Origin of the sequence: Psychromarinibacter halotolerans (genome assembly GCF_029168315.1) — a bacterium.
GTDB lineage: Bacteria > Pseudomonadota > Alphaproteobacteria > Rhodobacterales > Rhodobacteraceae > Psychromarinibacter > Psychromarinibacter halotolerans.
Genome location: NZ_JARGYD010000002.1, coordinates 332,060 through 351,022, shown reverse-complemented (window position 1 = coordinate 351,022; position 18,963 = coordinate 332,060). Strand labels below are relative to the sequence as shown.

Sequence of the window (18,963 nt, the reverse complement as noted above, 5' to 3'; positions counted from 1 at the left end):
CCAGCCATGAGATTTCCCACCATTGCCGCGCTTGCGGTTCTTGCCCATCCTGCCGTCGCGCAGGACACGCCCGTGCTGCGTGTGCTGACCTATGACAGCTTCGTCACCGAGTGGGGCCCCGGCCCGCAGATCGAGGCCGCGTTCGAGGAAACCTGCGGCTGCGATCTGCAACTGATCGCGTCGGGGGACGGCGCGTCGCTTCTGGCGCGGCTGAAGCTGGAAGGCGACCGGTCGGATGCCGATGTGATCCTTGGGCTGGACACCAACCTGACCGCCGATGCGGCCGCGACGGGGCTGTTCGCCGAGCACGGGGTCGCGACCGATGCGCTGGACCTGCCGGTGGCGTGGGACGATCCGCTGTTCCTGCCCTATGACTGGGGCTACTTCGCCTTTGTCTACGACACGACCCGGCTGGACAGCCCGCCCGCCAGCCTGCGGGCGCTGGCCGACAGCGACCTGACCGTGATCATCCAGGATCCGCGCACCTCGACCCCCGGTCTTGGCTTGCTGATGTGGGCCGAAGCGGCGTTCGGTGACGCGGCCGAAGCGTGGTGGGAGGACCTGTCCGCCAATATCCTGACCGTCACCGCCGGCTGGTCCGAGGCTTACGGGCTGTTTCTGGACGGCGAAGCGGACATGGTGCTGAGCTATACGACGTCGCCGGCCTACCACGTCATCGCGGAAGGCGACGACACCAAGGCCGCAGCGCCGTTCGAAGAAGGGCACTATCTGCAGGTCGAGGTCGCGGGCAAGCTGGCGAACACCGATCAGCCCGAGTTGGCTGACGCGTTCCTTGCCTTCATGCTGTCCGAAGGCTTCCAGTCGGTGATCCCGGAAACCAACTGGATGTACCCGGCGGTGCTGCCCGAAGGCGGGCTGGCCGATGGGTTCGACGGGCTGGTGACGCCGGACACGGCGCTGCTGTACCCGGCGGACGAGGCCGACGCCGTGCGCGAGGCGGCGATGCAGAAGTGGCTGGCCGCGCTGGCCCGGTGAAACACCCGGTGATCCGCCTGTCGGGGGGCGTCGCGGCGGCAATCGTCGCGGCGCTGATCCTTGGCACGCTGGCGGCGGTGGCGCTGCGGTCGGAGGACGCCCCCCGGCTGGGGCCGGCGGACTGGGCGGCGATCCGGTTCACGCTGGTGCAGGCGGTTCTGTCGGCGGTCTTCAGCGTGGCGCTGGCGGTGCCGGTGGCGCGGGCACTGGCCCGGCGGCGGTTCCCGGGACGGACGTTGCTGGTGACGCTTCTGGGCGCGCCGTTCATCCTGCCGACCATCGTGGCGGTGCTGGGTCTGCTGGCGGTGTTCGGCCGCAGCGGCATCCTGAGCACGGCACTGGGCTGGGTCGGGCTGGGGCCGATCCACATTTACGGGCTGCACGGCGTCGTGCTGGCCCACGTCTTCTTCAACATGCCGTTGGCGGTGCGGCTGATCCTGCAGGGATGGCTAGCGATCCCCGCCGAACGCTTCCGGCTGGCGGCCGCGCTGGGCATGGGTCCGCGCGATGTGTTCCGGCGGCTGGAATGGCCGATGCTGCGGGCCGTGGCGCCGGGCGCGCTTTTGGTGATCTTCCTTGTCTGCACCACCAGCTTCGCGGTGGCGTTGACGCTGGGCGGCGGTCCGCGCGGTACGACAGTGGAGCTGGCGATCTATCAGGCGTTCCGGTTCGAGTTCGACCTTGGCCGCGCCGCGATCCTGTCGCTGATCCAGTTCGCGATCTGCGCCGTTGCCGCGCTGGCTGTCTGGAAGGTCAGCCTGCCGTCCGGCCTTGGCGGCGGGCTGGGCCGGGTCGTGGAACGGTGGGGGATCTCGTCGGCGGGCATGCGGTTGCTGGATGCGGCGGCGATCCTGCTGGCCACGCTGTTCCTGCTGACGCCGCTTGCGCTGATCGTGCTGCGGGGCCTGCCGGGCCTTGCCACGCTGCCGTCGTCGGTTGTGCAGGCGACGGTGCGGTCGCTGGCCGTCGCGCTGAGTTCGACCGCGCTGGCGCTGTGGCTGGCCCTGTCGCTGGCGCTGCTGGCGCAGTGGTCGCGGGGATGGGTGCGCGGCGGGGCCGAGGCGTTGGCCTCGCTGGCGATCGCGGTGTCGCCGCTTGTGATCGGCACGGGGCTGTTCCTGCTGGTCTACCCGGTTGCGGACCCGGTGGCGCTGGCGTTGCCGATCACCGCTTTGGTCAACGCGCTGATGAGTCTGCCCTTCGCGTACCGCGCCCTTGCCCCGGCCCTTGCCGAGGTCGAAGCGGTGCGCGGCCCGTTGGCCGACTCGTTGGGTCTGCGGGGATGGGCGCGGATGCGGTACATGGTGCTGCCGGCGCTGGCCCGGCCAGTGGGCTTTGCAGGGGGGCTGGCGGCGGCGCTGTCGATGGGCGACCTTGGCGTGATCGCGCTGTTCGCCGATCCGGGGCAGGTCACGTTGCCGATGCAGCTGTACGCGCTGATGGGCAGTTACCGGATGGAACAGGCGGCGGCGGCGGCGCTGGTGCTGCTGGTGTGCAGCCTTGGGCTGTTCTGGATCTTCGACCGCGGAGGGCGGATGCGTGCTGACGCTTGAGGAACTGGTGTTCGAACAGGGCGATTTCCGGCTGGCGGCGGACTGGTCGGCCGCGCCCGGGCGCATGGTCGCGGTGGTCGGTCCGTCGGGGGCGGGGAAGTCGACGCTGCTGTCGCTGATCGCAGGCTTTCTTGCCCCGACGGCGGGGCGGGTGTTGTGGGACGACCGCGATCTGGCGCCGCTGGACCCCGGCGCGCGGCCACTGTCGATCGTGTTTCAGGACAACAACCTGTTCCCGCATCTGACCGTGGCGCAGAACGTCGGACTGGGCCTGTCGCCGGGGCTGAAGCTGGACCGCGCCGGTTGGTCGCGGGTGGACGAAAGCCTGCGGCGCGTCGGGTTGGACGGACTGGGTGCGCGCAAGCCCGCCGCGCTGTCGGGCGGCCAGCAAAGCCGCGTGGCGCTGGCGCGGGTGTTGCTGCGGTCGCGGCCTTTGATGTTGCTGGACGAGCCCTTCGCCGCGCTGGGCCCCGCGCTGCGGGCCGAGATGCTGGACCTTGTCCGCGAGGTCGCCGCCGAGACGGGCGCGACGGTTCTGATGGTCACCCACGATCCGCGCGACGCACAGCGGCTGGGGGGCGAGACGGTGTTGGTGGCCGAGGGTGTTGCGCAGCCGCCGGAAGACACCGCCGACCTGTTCGCCGCACCGCCGAAGACGCTGCGCGCCTATCTCGGAGAGGCGTGAGGGGGCCCAGCTTTGCCGTTATTTGCAGCGCCCCCGTGCTTCGGCGGTGCCAGTGGCGCGACGTCGAACCTGTCGACCCGACGTTGCGAAGGTTCGAGAGGTGGCAGGGGGCGCTGCCCCCGTCGCACCGAGGGTGCGACCCCCCCGAGGTATTTTTAAAGAGAAGAAGCAGGCAGGGGTTGAAGGTTCGGGGGGCCTGATACGCGAAACGCCCGCCGGTGAGGGCGGGCGTTCCGTTGCGGTGGTCTGACCAGATCACTCGGCGGGCGTGGTGCCGCCCTTTTTGACCGGTTTCCAGATGCGCTTGTTCGTCAGGTACAGCAGCGAGGTCAGCAGGATCAGGAAGATCACGGCGGTGAAGCCGGCCTGCTTGCGCGCCATCATCTTGGGTTCCGCCGTCCACATCAGGAAGGCCGCGACGTCCTGCGCCTCGGCTGCGATGTCGTTGGGGGCGCCGTCCTCGAAATCGACGTCCTCGCCGTACAGCGGCGGGGCCATGCCGATCCAGCCGCCCGGGAAGGCGGTGTTCTCGTACAGGGTCACGCCAGCTTCGACTTTTTCCTCACCGGTGTAGCCGGTCAGAAGCGAGGCGATGTACTCGGCGCCGCCCATGCCGTTGAACAGCTGGCTGAGGCCGGTGCCGTAGGGGCCGTGGAAGCCCGCGCGGCCTTTGGCCATCAGCGACAGGTCGGGCGCGCCGACCGAGGTGTTCGCCGGGAAGTGGTCGGTCGGGGTCGCGGGACGGTAATCGTCGAGCTCGGGGTCGAAGACCTCGTACTGCGCCGCGTAGGCGCGGACCTGATCCTCGGGGAGCCCGACGCCGCCTTCGTCGTGCAGGGTGCGCAGCGGCACGTACTGTAGCCCGTGGCAGGCAGAGCAAACCTCGGTGTAGACTTGGAGGCCGCGCTGCAGCTGGAACTGGTCGTAGGCGCCGAACGGTCCTTCGAACGAGAAGGCGTAGTCCGTCACGTGGCCTTCGGCATGGGCCGCATCGGCGGCATGCTCTTCCTCGGCGGCGTGCGCTTCCTCTTCCCCGTGGTCCTCCTGGGCCCAGCCGGCAAGCGGCGACAGGCCCAGAAGCGCGGCGAGCGCGGCGGCGGAAAGGGTCTTGGCTTGGATCATCTTCATCGCCTTTCTCACTCGGCCGGTTTCACGTCACCCGAGGCGTCTGCCTTGGGATAGTGCGCGGCGAAGTCTTCTTCGATGGTCGCGGGACGCGCCACCGGTTTCTCGATCACGCCGAGCAGGGGCAGGATCACCAGGAAGTAGGCGAACCAGTAGGTGGCCCCGATCAGCGAGATGGTCGAGTAGGGCGGTTCCGCCGGCATCGCGCCCGCCCACATCAGGACGACGAAGTCGATGGCCAGCAGCCAGAACCACCACTTGAACATCGGGCGGTACTTGCCCGAGCGGACCGACGAGGTGTCGAGCCACGGCGCCAGCGCCATGACCGCGATCGCGCCGAACATCGCCAGTACGCCGAAGAACTTGGCGTCGACGATGCCGCCGGTGATCCAGCTTGCGAACATCACCACCCAGACGTCGCCGGTGAAGGCGCGCAGGATCGCGTAGAACGGCAGGAAGTACCATTCGGGCACGATGTGGGCGGGCGTCGCGAGCGGGTTCGCCTCGATGTAGTTGTCGGGGTGGCCCAGGTAGTTGGGCATGAAGCCGACGATCGCGAAGAAGACCACCAGGACCAGCGCCAGGGCGAACAGGTCCTTCAGCACGAAGTAGGGCCAGAACGGCAGCGTGTCCTTCTGCGCCTCGGCCTTCGAGGTGCGGCGGACCTCAACGCCGGTGGGGTTGTTGTTGCCGGTCGAGTGGAAGGCCCAGATGTGCACGATCACCAGCCCCGCGATGACGAAGGGCAGCAGGTAGTGCAGCGAGAAGAAGCGGTTCAGCGTGGCGTTGTCCACGGCGGGTCCGCCCAGCAGCCAGGTCTGGATCGATTCGCCGATGAACGGGATCGCGCCGAACAGGCCGGTGATGACGGTGGCGCCCCAGAACGACATCTGGCCCCACGGCAGCACGTAGCCCATGAAGGCGGTGCCCATCATCAGCAGGTAGATCAGCATGCCGACGATCCACGTGATCTCGCGAGGGGCCTTGTAGGACCCGTAGTAGAGACCGCGGAAGATGTGGAGATAGACGGCGAAGAAGAACAGCGAGGCGCCGTTCATGTGGACGTAGCGGATCATGTGTCCGCCGTTCACGTTGCGCATGATGTGTTCGATCGACGCGAAGGCGTTGTCGACATGCGGGGTATAGTGCATCGCCAGAACGATGCCGGTGCCGATCTGCAGGGCAAGGCAGAAGGCAAGGACGATGCCCCAGATCCACATCCAGTTCAGGTTCTTGGGCGTGGGGATCATCAGGGTGTCATAGACCAGCGCGACGACTTTCAGGCGCTTGTCGAGCCATTTCTCGAAGCCGGACTTCGGCTCGTAATGGTCGTGGGGAATTCCGGACATTCTATTCCTCCCTTATCCGAGCACGATGGTCGTCTCGCCGTCGAAGGCGGCGACCGGGACCGGCAGGTTTTCAGGCGCAGGGCCGCGGCGGATGCGGCCGGCGGCGTCGTAGTGAGAGCCGTGGCAGGGGCAGAACCAGCCGCCGAAGTCACCGGCGCCGTCGCCCAGCGGCACGCAGCCGAGGTGCGTGCACACGCCCATCATGACAAGCCATTTCTCTTCGCCGTCCAGCGCGCGGTTCGCGTCGGTCGCGTCGGCGTCGGCGGCGAGGTTCGCGTTGCGTGCGTTCGAGTCCGGCAGCGACGACACGTCGACCGAGTTCGCGCTTTCGATCTCGTCCGCGGTGCGGTGCCGGATGAAGACCGGCTTGCCGAGCCACTTCACGGTCAGCTGCGTGCCTTCCGCGACGCCGCTGATGTCCACCCGGATCGAGCTGAGCGCCTGGACGTCGGCGGAGGGGTTCATCTGGTTGACGAGCGGCCATACAGCCGCACCGGCCGTCACCACCCCTGCGCCCGCCGTCGCGTAATATAGAAAGTCGCGACGCGTGCCTTCGTGGTCATCTGCGTGGGACACGAGCGTTCTCCATTCCTGAGCCGGCTGGCCGGCCTGCATTATCGATAGAGGCGCGGACGGACCGCACCTGCATGCCTCGCCGTAATAGGCGGAAGCCCTTGACGCGTAAAGCGGGCATTCGCCTATGCCTGGGGCGCGTTGTCGCGGTACCCCGCGAAATCCTGGTGTTTGGCGGCAAAACTGCCCCTCCTGCGCCATATCGCGGAGTTTTGTATCGGAAAGGGTTTGAATTCCGGTGCATGAAGAGTCACATGCACGGCAAACCAAGGGGCGCGACCGTTTCACCGGCCGCGCTGCCGGGACACAGGAGCATCCAGTCCATGAAAGCTGTCGGCAAAATCATCGGTGCGGCCCTTGTCGCCGCGGGTTTCGGTGCGGCGCTTGCGGGCCCGGCCCTGGCCGAGACCGAACTGAGCTTCTACACCGGCTATCAGGCTGCGCCGCACAGCCGCGTCGAGGGCAATGACCCCGGCGGCGTCGGCGATTTCAGCTTTCTGTCGACCTGGGAAGGCCGTCCGTTCGAAATGCCGCCTTACTACGGTTTCCGCGCCACCTACTGGCTGCAGCGGAACCCGAACCTGGGCTTCGGTCTCGATTTCTCGCACAACAAGGTCTACGCGGACGACGAGACGCTGGCGACCAACGGGTTCGACCGGCTGGAGTTCACCGACGGTCTGAACACGATCACGGCGAATGTCTGGTACCGCTGGCCGGGCCAGTGGATGAACGGCCGTCTGACGCCCTATGTCGGCGCCGGGGCCGGTCTGGCGATTCCCCATGTCGACGTCGAGACGGCGGGCGGCAAGACGTTCGAGTACCAGCTGACCGGCGCGGCGGTGCAGGCGGTGGCCGGGATCAAGTACAGCTTCAACGACCGTTGGGCCGTGTTCGGCGAATACAAGGGCACCTACTCGATGAACGAGGCGGACCTTGCCAGCGGCGGCACGCTGAAAACCGACGTGGTGACCAACGCGATCAACATCGGCGTCTCGTTCAGCTTCTGAGGCCCGAGCGGGCCGCGCCGATGTGACGAGCATCGCGTTCGCGGATCCGGATCGGGGAGGGGGCTCTGCCCCCGTCGCTGCGCGACTCCCCCGAGGTATTTTCCAAGAGAAGAAATGGCCCGACCGGGGCCCGGCGCCTAGGCGTCCGGGCGGGTCGCCTGCATCGACGCGCGGGCGGAGAAGGTTTCGTACCAGCCGGCCAGCGCCTCTCGTCCGGTGCGCCATGCGCGGTCGTCGTGGCGGAAATCGAGGTAGCCGAGCGCACAGGCAACAGCGATCTGCCCCATGTCCACCGGCCCGCCGAGGTGGGGCATCCAGCCGTCGTTCAGGGCGTCGAGCGCGCGGGTGACCTTGAACCACTGGCCGTCCACCCATGTCGCCGACCGTTCCTGTTCCGGGCGCCAGCGCGATTCGTAAACCACGAGGATCGCCGCATCCATCAGGCCGTCGGCCAGCGCCTCGAGCGTCAGCACGTCCCAGATGCGGTCCTGCGGGTAAAGGCCGGCGTCGAAACGGGTGTCGAGGTAGCGGCAGATCACGCGGCTGTCGAACATCGGGCCGCCGTCGTCGCGTGCGAGGCAGGGGATCTTGCCCAGCGGGTTTTCGGTGAACGGCGCCTCGTCCGCGACAGGGTTGCCGGTGGTCGGGACCATCGTGACCGATCCGGTCTGGCCGGATTCGTGCAGAAGCACGCGGACCTTGCGGCAGAAAGGCGACGGGGGGCTGTCGAAAAGCTTCATCATGACGGTCGGGGCTCCGGTTGTGGTGACCGACGTCTTAGGGCCGTGGCGACCGACTGTCCAATGGCAGGACGATGGTGTCGCCGGGCCCGGAGTGACGGGCCCGGCGACCGGGTCATTGCTGGATCGATTCGAGGAACATCGCCAGCGAGAGGATCCGGCCTCGGGTTTCGAGGATCGCGCTGTAGTCGCCCGACCCGGACTGGCCGTGCTCGTCGTCGAACACGCTGCCATAGGTTGGCATCGGCCCGCCATGACCACGCAGTCCGGTCCGGCCGTCGATGATATGGATCACCTCGAGCATCGGGTAGGACCCGTCGTTCCGGGCGCTCAGGCCGGTGAGGTCCGGCGCCTTGGTGGTCATCAGGTCGTTGAGCGGACCGTCGCCCATGGCGTCGGTCCCGTGGCAGGTGGCGCAGTACTGTGCGAACAGGGCGCCTCCTACGCCCGCGTCCTGAGCCTGTGCCCCTCCGAACGTGGAGAGTACCGTTAATGAAACAACCAGGATCGTATGCCGCATGGTCTCCTCCCTAGCAGCCGTATCCGCGCGTTTCTGCGATCAAGCCTGCCGGGGCGGGGTGCGCCCTGCTTTGATATAGATCATTTTGAATATATTTAGGTGACGCAGCGTCAGCCCTCTGGAGGTGTGCGCATCGTGGCGGCAAGCTGTGCCGGCTCGTGTCCGATCCCGTCGCGTTCCACTGCGTCGGCGGCCCTTAGGCGGACAGCGTCGTCCTTGTTCTGGCCCAGCTTCCATGTGCTGTCGATCCCGTCGACGTGCAGCACGAAAGGCACGATCATCCGCAGCATCCGGTCCAGCGCGTCGGCCGGCATCTTGTCGGCCAGCCACGCGGGCTTTGGCGCCAAGCGGTCTTCGAAGGCGGCGGACAGACGGTCGAGCATCGGGCGCAGGCTGTCCTGCGGCTGACGCTCTAGCCGCCCGCGCAGATGGACGGCGACGTAGTTCCATGTCGGCACCTGATCGTCGATGCCGTACCAGTCGGGCGAGACATAGCTGTCCGGCCCCTGCACCGCGAGCGTGGCGGGCAGCGCCGTCTTGCAGGCCGCCGTGATCGGGTTCGAGCGGACAAGGTGCAGTTCGGCGGTCGCACCGTCTTCGGACAGGACGAAGGGGATGTGCGACAGCAGCGGCGCGGCGTCGCCGTTCACCGCCAGCGTGCCGAAGCCGCGGTCGCGGGCGAAGGCCACGTTCCGGTCGCGGCCGGTTTTCCGGAAGGCCGGGTTCGGGTGCATCAGCCCGCGATCAGACGCGTGCCGTCGACGCCTGCGATGCGGGTTCGCACGATGCTGCCCTCGACCTGCGGCGCGGCGAAGGTGACTTCGGTGAACTGTTCGGTGCGGCCCATGTGCGGATTTTCCATCAGCACCGCGTGGTCGCATCCGACTCGCGTGGCAAGGTGCCGCGCGACGGCGGCGTCCCCGGCGGCGCGCAGCCGGGCGGCACGGTCCTTGATCGCCTTGCCGTTCACCTGCGGCATCCGCGCGGCGGGGGTGCCGGGGCGGGGCGAGTAGGGAAAGACATGCAGCCACGTCAGGTCGCAGTCCTCGACCAGCTTCAGCGAGTTCTGGAACATCGCCTCTGTCTCGGTCGGGAAGCCGGCGATGATGTCGGCGCCGAAGGTCATGTCGGGCCGCAGGCGGCGCGCCTCTTCGCAGAAGCGGATGGCGTCGTCGCGCAGGTGGCGCCGCTTCATCCGCTTCAGGATCATGTCGTCCCCGGCCTGAAGCGACAGGTGCAGGTGCGGCATCAGCCGGGGTTCCTCGGCAATGGCGCGCATCAGGTTGTCGTCGGCCTCGATGGAATCGATCGAGCTGATCCGCAGCCGCGGCAGGTCCGGCACCAGTTTCAGGATCCGCATCACAAGGTCGCCCAGCCGCGGCGCACCCGGCAGGTCCTGCCCCCACGAGGTCATGTCGACCCCGGTCAGCACTACCTCGTTATAGCCCCGGTCCACCAGCCGCCGGATCTGGTCCACCGCGACGCCCGCGGGAACCGAGCGCGAGTTGCCGCGCCCGAAGGGGATGATGCAGAAGGTGCAGCGGTGATCGCAGCCGTTCTGGATCTGGACGTAGGCCCGGCTTCGCGTGCCGAACCCGTCGATCAGGTGGCCCGCCGTTTCGGTCACCGACATGATGTCGTCGACCTGCACGGGTTCCGTTTGGCCGATCAGGTCGGGCGCCATGTTGGCCCATGTCTGCGGCTGCATCTTCTCGGCGTTGCCGACCACCAAGTCGACCTCGTCCATCGCGGCAAAGCTGTCGGGGTCGGTCTGCGCGGCGCAGCCGGTGACGATGACCTTGGCGTTCGGGTTCTCGCGGCGCAGGCGGCGGATCTCTTGCCGCGCCTTGCGCACGGCCTCGGAGGTCACGGCGCAGGTGTTCACGACGACGGCGTCCTCGACCCCATGCGCGGCGGCAAGGTCTTTCATCGCCTCGGTCTCGTAGGCGTTCAGCCGGCAGCCGAGGGTGGCGAAAACGGGGGCGCGGCGGTCCATCTACAGCGAATCCAGAAAGGCGGCGGTCAGGTGGCCGGTGAAGACATGGGCGGTCGGGCCGGTCATCCAGACCCCGTCGTCGCGCCAGTCGATGTCGATGTCGCCACCATCGAGCGTGATGGTGACGTGGCGCCCGGTCAGCCCGCGCCGCGCCGCGGCCACGGCGGTGGCGCAGGAGGACGAACCCGACGCCAGCGTCACGCCCGCGCCGCGTTCCCACACCCGCATCCGCAGGTGGTCGGGGCCGATGACATGGGCAAATTGGACGTTGGTGCGTTCGGGGAAGAACGGATGGTGTTCGATCTCGGGGCCGCGTGCGGACAGGTCGATCTCTTCCGCGTCGTCCACGAAGAAGGTGCAGTGCGGATTGCCCATGCCGGTGGCCACGGGATGGCCGGGCATCGGCAGGTCCAGCGTGTCCATCTCGGACACCAGCGGGACGTCGGCCCAGTCCAACAGCGGCGCGCCCATGTTCACGCGCGTCAGGCCGTTCCCGGCATTTTCGGCGGCCAGCAGCCCGCGCTCGGTGCGCAGGGTCAGGCTGTCGCGGCCGGTGTCGTCCATCAGGAACCGCGCGATGCAGCGGGTGGCGTTGCCGCAGGCGCCCGCGATCGAGCCATCGGAATTGTAGAATGTCAGCCGGGCGTCCGATCCGTCGTCTGCGTCGATCGCGGCCAGCTGGTCGAATCCGACGCCCATGTGCCGGTCTCCGAGAGCGCGGGCCAAAGCCTCGGACACGGGGGCGCCGCCCGCGCGGCGGTCGATCACCACGAAGTCGTTTCCAAGGCCATGCATCTTCATGAAGGCCAAGCCGTTATGATGTCCATCGTCACGCATGGCGGCGCATATATCCCCGCATCGAATATGAATCCAGAGGTCGTAACGTTAGGGGTGATTTTTGGCCTTGACCGCGTTTGGCCGGTTCCCTAGGTAGGCGCCTCGAGTGGGCCGTTAGCTCAGTTGGTAGAGCAACTGACTTTTAATCAGTGGGTCGCAGGTTCGAATCCTGCACGGCTCACCACTGAACCTCCAGAATCATTTTCGTGAGTTTCGTGCGCCGGGATCGTCGCACGCGGTTTCGCGTGGCCGGGCAGTCACTCGGACGTCATTCCAGCGATGGTCGCCAAGCAGCGATGCGTCGTCCCCGACCTGCGCCGGGCAGAACCCACCATGCTGTACTATCCGCCCATCGATTCGGTTTTCCGTGCTGAAGCGATCCGGGGTGATCGGAGGGCATGAACCCGGACATCCTGAACTTCAGCGGTATGCTGTCCGGGGCGTTCGATCTGTCGATCCTTGGCCCTTACACCGGGTCGGGACCCGGCATCCGAACCCACGTGGACACCTAGAGCGACATCATCGTGTTCGTGGATGCCGACGGCGACGGCGGCGCCGACATGCGCATCGCACTGGATCAGGCGACCGGCGTGACGGAAAGCGATTTCCTGCTGAAGCGACAGCGCCGGCGCATCCTCGCACTCGGGGCGGGTCAGTACCCGTCCAGGGGCAGCTTCATGTCGATGGACAGCCAGCCGTCTTCGACCCGGCGGACCTTTTCTGCCCGCAACTGCATTGCGGCGGCCTGGATCAGGCTGGAGCCGAAGCCCTTTGAGGACTCCGTGTCATAATCCGGCACCCGCTCTCGCCATCCAAGGTGCACGCCATTTTCATACGGCTCCCAATGGATGCGGATGGCGCCGTCCTTCTCTCGCAATGATCCGTATTTTGCCGAGTTGGTCACCCACTCGTGCAGGATCAGAACCAGCGACGTAGCCGCCTTGGCCGGAATCAGAACCTCTTCGCCGGTCATCTCGATCGTCTGGTCGCCGCGTGCGGGCGCTAGGATCTGGTCGATCAGGGCGCGCAGCGGAACCGGCTGGTTCACGTCGGTTTTCAGCATAAGTGAATGCGCGCGGTCCAGCGCAGCCACCCGGCCGCGCAGGTTGTCCACCATCGCAGCCTTATCCGTGCTTTCGCGAGACGCGTTGGAAATCATGGCCGACACAAGAGCGAACAGGTTCTTGATGCGGTGGTTGATCTCGGCCAGGTGCATTTCACGGTCGGCCAAAAGCTTCTGCTCGGTGGTCACGTCGAAGCTGACGCCGATGATCGTATCCCCGTCTTCGGACGCACGGTATCGCGCGACACCGCGCAGCCACCGTTCAGTGCCGGAGGGCAGGTTCATCCGGAATGTCTCGTCGTAGACTTCGCCGTCCTTCGACAAGGCGTCCAGTGCACCGAAGGCGCGCTCTCGGTCCTCTTCCGCGACGCGGGCCATAAGCGCGGTCTGGGACGAGGCTTCGGCTTCCGACACCTCGAACAGATCGCGGCATGCCGAATCAAGGAACAGGGACCGATCTTTGTAGGAGAATTCCCAACGGCCTATCCCAGCGAAGCCGAAGGCATGTTTCAGACGGTCGTCTTCTAAGGGCATCGGGTCGCTGTCCTAAGCGCCGTGGTGGGCGCAATGGTATGACGCAAAGTGCCGGACGAACGTCGCCGGTCACTGTCCCAATGTTAACTTTCATGCTCCGGTGTCAACCGGTCAGGTCAACTTCAGTGGTCCTTGGCCGTAGAGATAGGCGGTGTCGAAGGCGCCGAGTTTCTTCAATGCCTCCTTGTCGAGCACCGTGACCTGCCCGCGAGAGATGTCGACGATCCCGCTTTCGCGCAGCTTCCGCACGACCCGGTTCATGTGGATGCTGGTCGTTCCGCAGGCGTCTGCCAGTTCCTGCTGGGTCAGCGGCAGGAAAAACCCGTTTTCTCCGGCCAGGTCCACGAAATCGAGCCGCTGCCAGATCTCTGCCACAAGATGCGCAAGGCGTCCGTCCGCGCTAAGGTGTTCCAGCTTCATGATCCATTCGCGGTGCATCGCGGCATCGAGAAGGGTCGAATACCACAGCATCCGCGCAAGGTTCGGCTCGGTTTCCAGAACCTCTTGGATGCGGGTGTGGAGGGCATAGCCGATCTGCACCGACCCGATCGACACGATGTCGTGGTCCAGCCGCTTCAGGGCAAAGGCGTGCAGATCGACAAAGTCGCCGGGCACGTGCAGCGCGACGATGTGGCGTTTGTCGCCCTCGCGGATCACGCGGGCAAGGGTGCCTTCGATCAGGATCGTGCTGCGTTCAAGATAGGTACCGCGTTCAAGGATGGTGTGCGGCGCCGTGAAGCGTTCGACATCTTCGACGAGACCCTCCAGCACTGCCTTTTCGCGTTCCGACAGGGCTTCCCGCGACCGGCCCTGCAGGAATCGCCGCGTGTAGGGATAAGCGTCTTCCGTCATCGATATCCTTCTGCACCCTGCCGGGTCTTGCTTCTGAGACGTCTATTCCTAACATATGTTAACATGGCGGCGATCTTCAACGTCCGCTCGTACTATAACGATGCAAGCGCACGCATCGTTCCTGAGGTTTTGTTCCAAGGTGGCCTTCATTCCGCAGGGTCATTGGCGGCAGACGGTTGGCGGTGCCGCACAGGGGGTCTTCCAGCGCCCTAGGTTCGCGTCACGCCCGGGCTATCTGAGGGCTGAGGTATGCGGGAAGGATCGGAAATGAACGCTGGGGACGACAGGCGAATTGCCGTCATCGGGCTTGGCCCGCGGGGCGTTGGTGCGCTTGAGGCGCTGGCGGCCCTTGCCGAAACGCGGGGACTGCGGCTGTCGGTCGATGTGTTCGATCCTTTTCCGGCTCCGGGCGCTGGGCCGAACTTCGATCCCGATGAAAGCCCGCTGTGCCGGTTGAACATACCGATGCGCGACATCGACCTGCGCGCGCCGGACAGTTTGAACGTGCGGCCCTTGGCGGATTGGCTTGATCCGCCCATCGGGCCGGACGACTTTCCGCCCCGGGCGCGGCTGGGCGCGTATATCCAGCATCGACTGGATGCGTTGGACCGGTCGCAGGGCGTCGCGCTGTCCCGGATTGCCGAACATGTCGACGCTGTGCGCCGCGAGGGCGACGGGTGGCTGGTGCAGACCGGCGACCATGCCCACGGCCCCTATGCCGAGGTCCTGCTTGTGCCGGGCCAGCCCAAGACGAAGCCCGATCCGCAACTGGCGGACTGGCAGGCGCATGCGTCGCGGACGGGATGCGCGCTTGCGCAGGTCTATCCGGCGAAGGACCTGCTTCGGAAAGCGGAAGACTGGGCCGGAAGGACGGTCGCGGTGCGCGGGTTTGCCCTGTCGTCTTTCGACGTGCTGCGCGTGCTGACCCAAGGCCTTGGCGGACGGTTCACCAGCACCGGGTATCAGCCGTCCGGCAACGAACCGCGCCGCATCGTGCCCTTTTCCTTGGACGGCCAGCCCCCGTTCCCGAAGCCAGAGACAGAAGAGATCGACGCGCGTTTCGACCCTCTGCCTGATGAAACCACCGTGTTCGAGCAAGCGATCGCGACGGCAGCCTGCGGAACGCCCGAGACAGCGCGCCAGCGGATCAGCGACAGCCTTGTGCCGCCGGTGCACCGCATCCTTGCGGCCAGCAGCGCGAAGACCGGAGCCGACGCCGTGGCCGAGTGGCTGGACACCGAATGGTCGGATCCCGGTTCGCAGGACAGCCAATCCGCGCTCGACACGCTGAACGACGGGATTGCGATGGCCGCTGGCAGCAAGCCGCCGTCGATTGGATATGCCGTCGGGCAGGTCTGGCGCAAATGGCAGGACCAGCTGCGGCAGGGCTATAACCCAGCGGACACCGCGCCGGACACCGCCGCGCTGATCGTGGGGTTCGACGAGGGTCTGAAACGCTATTCCTACGGTCCCCCGGTCGATGCGTGTCGCGAACTGCACGCGCTGATCGAGGCGGGCATCGTCACGACGCGGCTGTCCTGCGACCCCGGCATCGCGCTAGTCGACGCGGGCTGGCGCCTGACGGCGAACGGCGAGGACGTGACCGCCGACGTCATGATCGACGCCGTGTTGCCGTCCCCCGACCCCGCGCAGTTGGTGGACGGGCCGGTGCCGGGGCTGATGGAGGCGGGCTGGCTGACGGCGCCCGAGGACCTTGCCGCCCGCACGGCGGCCGATGGGCGGCTGGTCGACCGCGACGGTCGGCCCGTGCCCGGTCTTTGCCTGCTGGGACGGCTGGCGCTGGGCAGCGTGATTGCCGCCGACAGCCTTCATGACTGCTTCGGCATGGCGTCGCACAGGTGGGCCGAGGGCGTGCTGTCCCGCATCGCCTGAGTCGGGGTCCGGCGCATCGTCCGTGCGGTAACAGGGGTGCCGCGACGACAGTCACCTGCTGGAACCCATGATCCCGCAAGTTGCCGTCGCGTGGGATTCCAGCCGGAAAACCAATGCCGCAGCCGTGTATTTCCCTTCAGAGTCATGGTGTCCGACGGCGGTGGGACTTCGGGGGGTATAGTGAAAACTTAATTTGCGTCCGGCAATTGAATTTGCAGGATTTGCGACCGGATGAACTATTCCCAACGATGCGAAAGCTATCGCTTTTCCGAAACTTCTTTTGGGAGGAGACACCCGATGCTGAAGAAACTTTCCCTTGCCGCCGTCCTGATGGCAACCGCCGTGGTCCCGGCCACCGCGCAAGAGCGCGTGTCGATCGGCACCGGCGGCACCGGCGGCGTGTTCTACGCCATCGGCGCTGGCATGGCTGACCTGCTGAACAACCAGCTCGACAGCGTGACCGCCAACGCCGAGGTCACCGGCGCCTCGATCGAGAACATCCGTCGCGTGTCGGCGGGCGAAATGACCATGGGCTTCTCGTCGGCCTCGGTCCTGTACGAAGCGATGGCCGGCGAAGGTGCCTTCGACGGCGACGCCCAGAACGTGGCCGCCATCGCGTACCTTTACCCGGCGGTGCTGCAGATCGCGGCGACAGAGGCAAGCGGCGCGACGACCGTGGCGGATCTGGCCGATCTCGACATCTCCATCGGCCCTCCGGGCTCGAACTCGTCGATCTTCGCGGAACGCCTTCTGACGCACGAGGATGCCTTCAACATCGGCAACGTCTCGTTCCTCAGCTATGGCGAGGCGACGTCGGCCATCAGCAACGGCCAGCTTGACGGCTCGATCATTCTTGCCGGCACCCCGGCTTCGGCCTTCATCGAACTGTTCACCACCGAAGACGTGACGATGATCCCGGTCGACGCGGCGAACATGGAAGGGCTGATCGCGGATTACCCGTACTACGAGGTCATCGAAGTGGCTGCCGGCACCTACGAGGGTCAGGACGAAGCCATCGCCGCCGTGGGCGATCCGGCGATCCTGTTCACCGCCGCCGACGCCGATCCGGCACTGGTCGAAGAGATCACCCGGACCCTGTTCGACAACCTCGAAACACTCGGCCGCGTCCACCCGGCCGCCGGTCAGATCTCGATGGACCGCGCGACGAACACGCCCATCGACCTGCATCCGGGCGCCGAGGCTTACTTCTCGTCGAAATAAACAACCTGCTTCACGCAGGGGGCGGGGCCGGAAGCGGCCCCGCCCTCGTACGTTCCGGAGAACGTGCGACAGTCAGAGCCAAGAGACCACCATGAGCAACATCACAAGCATCCTGCTGGATGATCACCTGCCGCGTTGGGAACATCGCCTTGCGACAGGTGCCTTCGCCATCCTCGCCATCCTCGTGACCGTGCTGGTCGTGTGGTCGGCGTGGTTCGGAAACATCACCGCGCTTGTGCTGCGCGCCACGTTCTTCTCGCTGATGGTCTCGGCGGGCCTTGTCGCTGTCGCCACCCGCCGCACCTTCGCGCCTTGGCGCGCCGTTCTTTACCTTCTGGCCGTGGCGGTTCTGGTGCCCGGTCCGTACCTGTGGGTGAACTACCTGAACATCGTCCGCTCTGGCGGGATCGCCGGGTCGCTGGACATTACCTTGTTCGTGATCGCCACGGTCTCTGTGCTGATCCTTGCGCGCTATGTGATCGGCTGGGTCATGGTGGCGCTGGGCGTCATCGCGCTGGCCTATGCCTTTTTCGGTGACGTGATCCCCGGCACTTACGGGCACGCGGGCTATTCGCTGGGCCGCGTGACGTCGAACCTGTTCCTGCGCACCGAGGGCCTGTTCGGCCTGCCGATGGGTGTCGCGGTGCAGTACATTTTGCTGTTCTCGCTTCTGGGCGGGCTGCTGCTGCGCACCGGGCTGGGGCAGGTCTTCGTCGACCTCGCCCACGCGCTGACCGGGCGGGTGCAGGGCGGCCCGGCGCTGACCGCCGTGATCTCGTCCACGATGTTCTCGTCGATCAACGGGTCCGCCGTGGCGGGCGTCGTCACCACCGGGACCTTCACGATCCCGCTGATGAAACGCACCGGCTATCGCCCCAAGGTCGCGGGCGCGATCGAGGCCGCCGCGTCTTCTGCCGGTCAGATCATGCCGCCCGTCATGGGCGCGGCTGCCTTCCTGATGGCCGAGCTGACCCAGACCCCCTACGCCACCATCGCCGCCGCCGCGCTTATCCCGGCGCTGATGTACGTCTTCGCGCTGCTGGTCGGCGTGCGGGAAGAGGCGGGCAAGTTCGACCTTGGCCGCGCCGACCCGTCCGACATTCCGCAGTTGAAGGAAGTTCTGCTGAAGCGCGGTCATCTGTTGATCCCGCTGATCGGGCTCGTCGTGTTCCTTGCCGTCGGCTACACGCCGTCTGCCGCGGCCGTGCTGTGCCTGATCGCGACGCTGGTCGTTTCGGTCTTCACGAAGGAAACCCGCATCGGCCCGATCGGTCTGATCGAGGTGATGATGGAAACGGTGCGCAACGTGCTTCCCGTCGTCGCCGCCGTGGCTGTCGCGGGGATGCTGATCGGTGTGCTGACCCTGACCGGCATGGCGCTGAAGATGTCGTCGCTGATCCTCGACGTCGGTGCGGGCAGCCTGTTCCTGACGCTGCTGCTGACGATGGTCGCCAGCTTCGTGCTGGGCCTTGGGATGCCGACCTCGGCGGCTTACCTGCTGCTGGCGATCCTGATCGCCCCGGCGCTGGAAACCTTCGGCCTTCCGGTGATCGCGGCGCATATGTTCATCTTCTACTACGGCCTGCTGTCCGCCATCACACCGCCGGTCGCGCTGGCGGCCTATGCCGGTGCGTCGATTGCCGGGGCAGAACCGAACGAGACGGCGATGGAATCGATCCGCCTTGGCTTTGTGAAGGTCGTGGCGCCGTTCCTGTTCGTCTACGCGCCAGAGCTTCTGCTGATCGGTACGCCGGTGAACATCGTGCTGGCCACGGTCGCGGCCTTCGCCGGGACCTTCGCGGCAGGCACCGCGCTGACGGGCTGGATGATCCGCCCGCTGACGGCGATGCACCGCGCAGGCTTCACGCTGGTCGCGGCGCTGGCGACGGTCACGCTGGTCTGGCCGGTCGGCAACGTTGTCAGCCTGCTGGCAGAGGCGGCAAGCCTTGCCCTGCTTGGCGCGCTGGTGTTCGGCCTGTGGTCGGCGGCCCGGTCGACGCGGGCGGCCTGACGGCAATA

General features: G+C 66.5%; 17 protein-coding genes and 1 tRNA gene. 8 read left to right on the top strand and 10 right to left on the bottom strand.

Annotation, left to right across the window (positions count from 1 at the left end):
• Positions 1–6 precede the first annotated feature (6 nt).
• From thiB to P1K30_RS06600, 3 genes are read left to right on the top strand one after another with little or no spacing between them, the layout of a single operon-like run.
• Positions 7–996 carry a thiamine ABC transporter substrate binding subunit gene (gene thiB / locus P1K30_RS06610; protein ID WP_275631901.1) on the top strand — a complete coding sequence of 330 codons (990 nt, stop codon included), beginning with the start codon at positions 7–9 and terminating at the stop codon, positions 994–996.
• The gene (locus tag P1K30_RS06605; RefSeq protein ID WP_275631900.1) at positions 972–2,549 is read left to right on the top strand and encodes a thiamine/thiamine pyrophosphate ABC transporter permease ThiP; all 1,578 of its coding nucleotides are present in this window, start codon (positions 972–974) and stop codon (positions 2,547–2,549) included. Before thiB ends, P1K30_RS06605 begins: the two co-directional genes overlap by 25 nt.
• Entirely contained in the window at positions 2,536–3,234 is a 699-nt protein-coding gene (locus P1K30_RS06600) for a thiamine ABC transporter ATP-binding protein (RefSeq protein ID WP_275631899.1), read from the top strand. The genes P1K30_RS06605 and P1K30_RS06600 overlap by 14 nt, the downstream gene beginning before the upstream one ends.
• A gap of 255 nt (positions 3,235–3,489) precedes the next feature.
• Here P1K30_RS06600 and P1K30_RS06595 read toward each other — a convergent pair whose 3' ends face one another.
• The 3 genes from P1K30_RS06595 to petA are packed head-to-tail and all read right to left on the bottom strand — an operon-like array spanning position 3,490 to position 6,284.
• Positions 3,490–4,362, bottom strand: coding sequence for a cytochrome c1 (locus P1K30_RS06595; RefSeq protein WP_275631898.1), 873 nt, complete (start codon positions 4,360–4,362; stop codon positions 3,490–3,492).
• An 8-nt stretch (positions 4,363–4,370) separates the two neighbouring features.
• On the bottom strand, positions 4,371–5,708 hold the full coding sequence (gene petB, locus P1K30_RS06590) for a cytochrome b (RefSeq protein ID WP_275631897.1): 1,338 nt from the start codon (positions 5,706–5,708) through the stop codon (positions 4,371–4,373).
• Positions 5,709–5,720: 12 nt separating this feature from the next.
• On the bottom strand, positions 5,721–6,284 hold the full coding sequence (petA, locus tag P1K30_RS06585; protein WP_275631896.1) for a ubiquinol-cytochrome c reductase iron-sulfur subunit: 564 nt from the start codon (positions 6,282–6,284) through the stop codon (positions 5,721–5,723).
• Between the two features lie 320 nt (positions 6,285–6,604).
• Here petA and P1K30_RS06580 point away from each other — a divergent pair, with 320 nt between their 5' ends.
• A complete protein-coding gene (locus tag P1K30_RS06580; protein ID WP_275631895.1) occupies positions 6,605–7,288 on the top strand; it encodes an outer membrane protein in 684 nt (227 codons plus the stop codon).
• Between the two features lie 137 nt (positions 7,289–7,425).
• On the opposite strand, the gene P1K30_RS06575 is transcribed toward P1K30_RS06580, so the two are convergent.
• The 5 genes from P1K30_RS06575 to dapF form a co-directional block, all read right to left on the bottom strand.
• Positions 7,426–8,031: a glutathione S-transferase gene (locus tag P1K30_RS06575; protein ID WP_338052346.1), complete on the bottom strand. Its 606-nt coding sequence runs from the start codon at positions 8,029–8,031 to the stop codon at positions 7,426–7,428.
• Positions 8,032–8,143: 112 nt separating this feature from the next.
• Entirely contained in the window at positions 8,144–8,548 is a 405-nt protein-coding gene (locus P1K30_RS06570) for a c-type cytochrome (protein ID WP_275631894.1), read from the bottom strand.
• A 110-nt stretch (positions 8,549–8,658) separates the two neighbouring features.
• Positions 8,659–9,282, bottom strand: a complete 624-nt coding sequence (locus tag P1K30_RS06565) for an FMN-binding negative transcriptional regulator (protein WP_275631893.1) — start codon at positions 9,280–9,282, stop codon at positions 8,659–8,661.
• A complete protein-coding gene (gene mtaB, locus P1K30_RS06560) occupies positions 9,282–10,544 on the bottom strand; it encodes a tRNA (N(6)-L-threonylcarbamoyladenosine(37)-C(2))-methylthiotransferase MtaB (RefSeq protein WP_275631892.1) in 1,263 nt (420 codons plus the stop codon). The genes P1K30_RS06565 and mtaB overlap by 1 nt, the downstream gene beginning before the upstream one ends.
• Positions 10,545–11,381, bottom strand: coding sequence for a diaminopimelate epimerase (dapF, locus tag P1K30_RS06555; RefSeq protein WP_275631891.1), 837 nt, complete (start codon positions 11,379–11,381; stop codon positions 10,545–10,547).
• Positions 11,382–11,489: 108 nt separating this feature from the next.
• On the opposite strand from dapF, the gene P1K30_RS06550 reads away from it, so the two are divergent.
• Positions 11,490–11,565: transfer RNA gene (locus tag P1K30_RS06550), tRNA-Lys, on the top strand.
• Between the two features lie 468 nt (positions 11,566–12,033).
• Here the strand turns inward: P1K30_RS06550 and P1K30_RS06545 are convergent.
• Together P1K30_RS06545 and P1K30_RS06540 are read right to left on the bottom strand one after the other, a co-directional pair.
• Positions 12,034–12,978, bottom strand: a complete 945-nt coding sequence (locus P1K30_RS06545; protein WP_275631890.1) for a sensor histidine kinase — start codon at positions 12,976–12,978, stop codon at positions 12,034–12,036.
• A 111-nt stretch (positions 12,979–13,089) separates the two neighbouring features.
• Positions 13,090–13,830 (bottom strand): Crp/Fnr family transcriptional regulator, encoded by a 741-nt coding sequence (locus P1K30_RS06540; RefSeq protein WP_275631889.1) that lies wholly within the window; start codon positions 13,828–13,830, stop codon positions 13,090–13,092.
• Positions 13,831–14,097: 267 nt separating this feature from the next.
• Between P1K30_RS06540 and P1K30_RS06535 the strand changes: the two genes are divergently transcribed.
• The 3 genes from P1K30_RS06535 (at position 14,098) to P1K30_RS06525 (ending at position 18,955) form a co-directional block, all read left to right on the top strand.
• Positions 14,098–15,723, top strand: a complete 1,626-nt coding sequence (locus tag P1K30_RS06535) for an FAD/NAD(P)-binding protein (protein ID WP_275631888.1) — start codon at positions 14,098–14,100, stop codon at positions 15,721–15,723.
• A 297-nt stretch (positions 15,724–16,020) separates the two neighbouring features.
• Complete coding sequence (locus P1K30_RS06530; protein WP_275631887.1) at positions 16,021–16,944, top strand: TAXI family TRAP transporter solute-binding subunit; 924 nt, start codon at positions 16,021–16,023, stop codon at positions 16,942–16,944.
• Positions 16,945–17,035: 91 nt separating this feature from the next.
• The gene (locus tag P1K30_RS06525; RefSeq protein ID WP_275631886.1) at positions 17,036–18,955 is read left to right on the top strand and encodes a TRAP transporter permease; all 1,920 of its coding nucleotides are present in this window, start codon (positions 17,036–17,038) and stop codon (positions 18,953–18,955) included.
• Positions 18,956–18,963 lie beyond the last annotated feature (8 nt).

Coding starts and splice junctions, on each gene's coding strand:
- P1K30_RS06595 (WP_275631898.1), bottom strand. CDS start 4,362: ATGAAGATGATCCAAGCCAAGACCCTTTCCGCCGCCGCGCTCGCCGCG.
- P1K30_RS06535 (WP_275631888.1), top strand. CDS start 14,098: ATGAACGCTGGGGACGACAGGCGAATTGCCGTCATCGGGCTTGGCCCG.
- P1K30_RS06565 (WP_275631893.1), bottom strand. CDS start 9,282: ATGCACCCGAACCCGGCCTTCCGGAAAACCGGCCGCGACCGGAACGTG.
- petB (WP_275631897.1), bottom strand. CDS start 5,708: ATGTCCGGAATTCCCCACGACCATTACGAGCCGAAGTCCGGCTTCGAG.
- mtaB (WP_275631892.1), bottom strand. CDS start 10,544: ATGGACCGCCGCGCCCCCGTTTTCGCCACCCTCGGCTGCCGGCTGAAC.
- P1K30_RS06525 (WP_275631886.1), top strand. CDS start 17,036: ATGAGCAACATCACAAGCATCCTGCTGGATGATCACCTGCCGCGTTGG.
- P1K30_RS06570 (WP_275631894.1), bottom strand. CDS start 8,548: ATGCGGCATACGATCCTGGTTGTTTCATTAACGGTACTCTCCACGTTC.
- P1K30_RS06580 (WP_275631895.1), top strand. CDS start 6,605: ATGAAAGCTGTCGGCAAAATCATCGGTGCGGCCCTTGTCGCCGCGGGT.
- P1K30_RS06545 (WP_275631890.1), bottom strand. CDS start 12,978: ATGCCCTTAGAAGACGACCGTCTGAAACATGCCTTCGGCTTCGCTGGG.
- thiB (WP_275631901.1), top strand. CDS start 7: ATGAGATTTCCCACCATTGCCGCGCTTGCGGTTCTTGCCCATCCTGCC.
- P1K30_RS06575 (WP_338052346.1), bottom strand. CDS start 8,031: ATGATGAAGCTTTTCGACAGCCCCCCGTCGCCTTTCTGCCGCAAGGTC.
- dapF (WP_275631891.1), bottom strand. CDS start 11,381: ATGCGTGACGATGGACATCATAACGGCTTGGCCTTCATGAAGATGCAT.
- P1K30_RS06530 (WP_275631887.1), top strand. CDS start 16,021: ATGCTGAAGAAACTTTCCCTTGCCGCCGTCCTGATGGCAACCGCCGTG.
- P1K30_RS06540 (WP_275631889.1), bottom strand. CDS start 13,830: ATGACGGAAGACGCTTATCCCTACACGCGGCGATTCCTGCAGGGCCGG.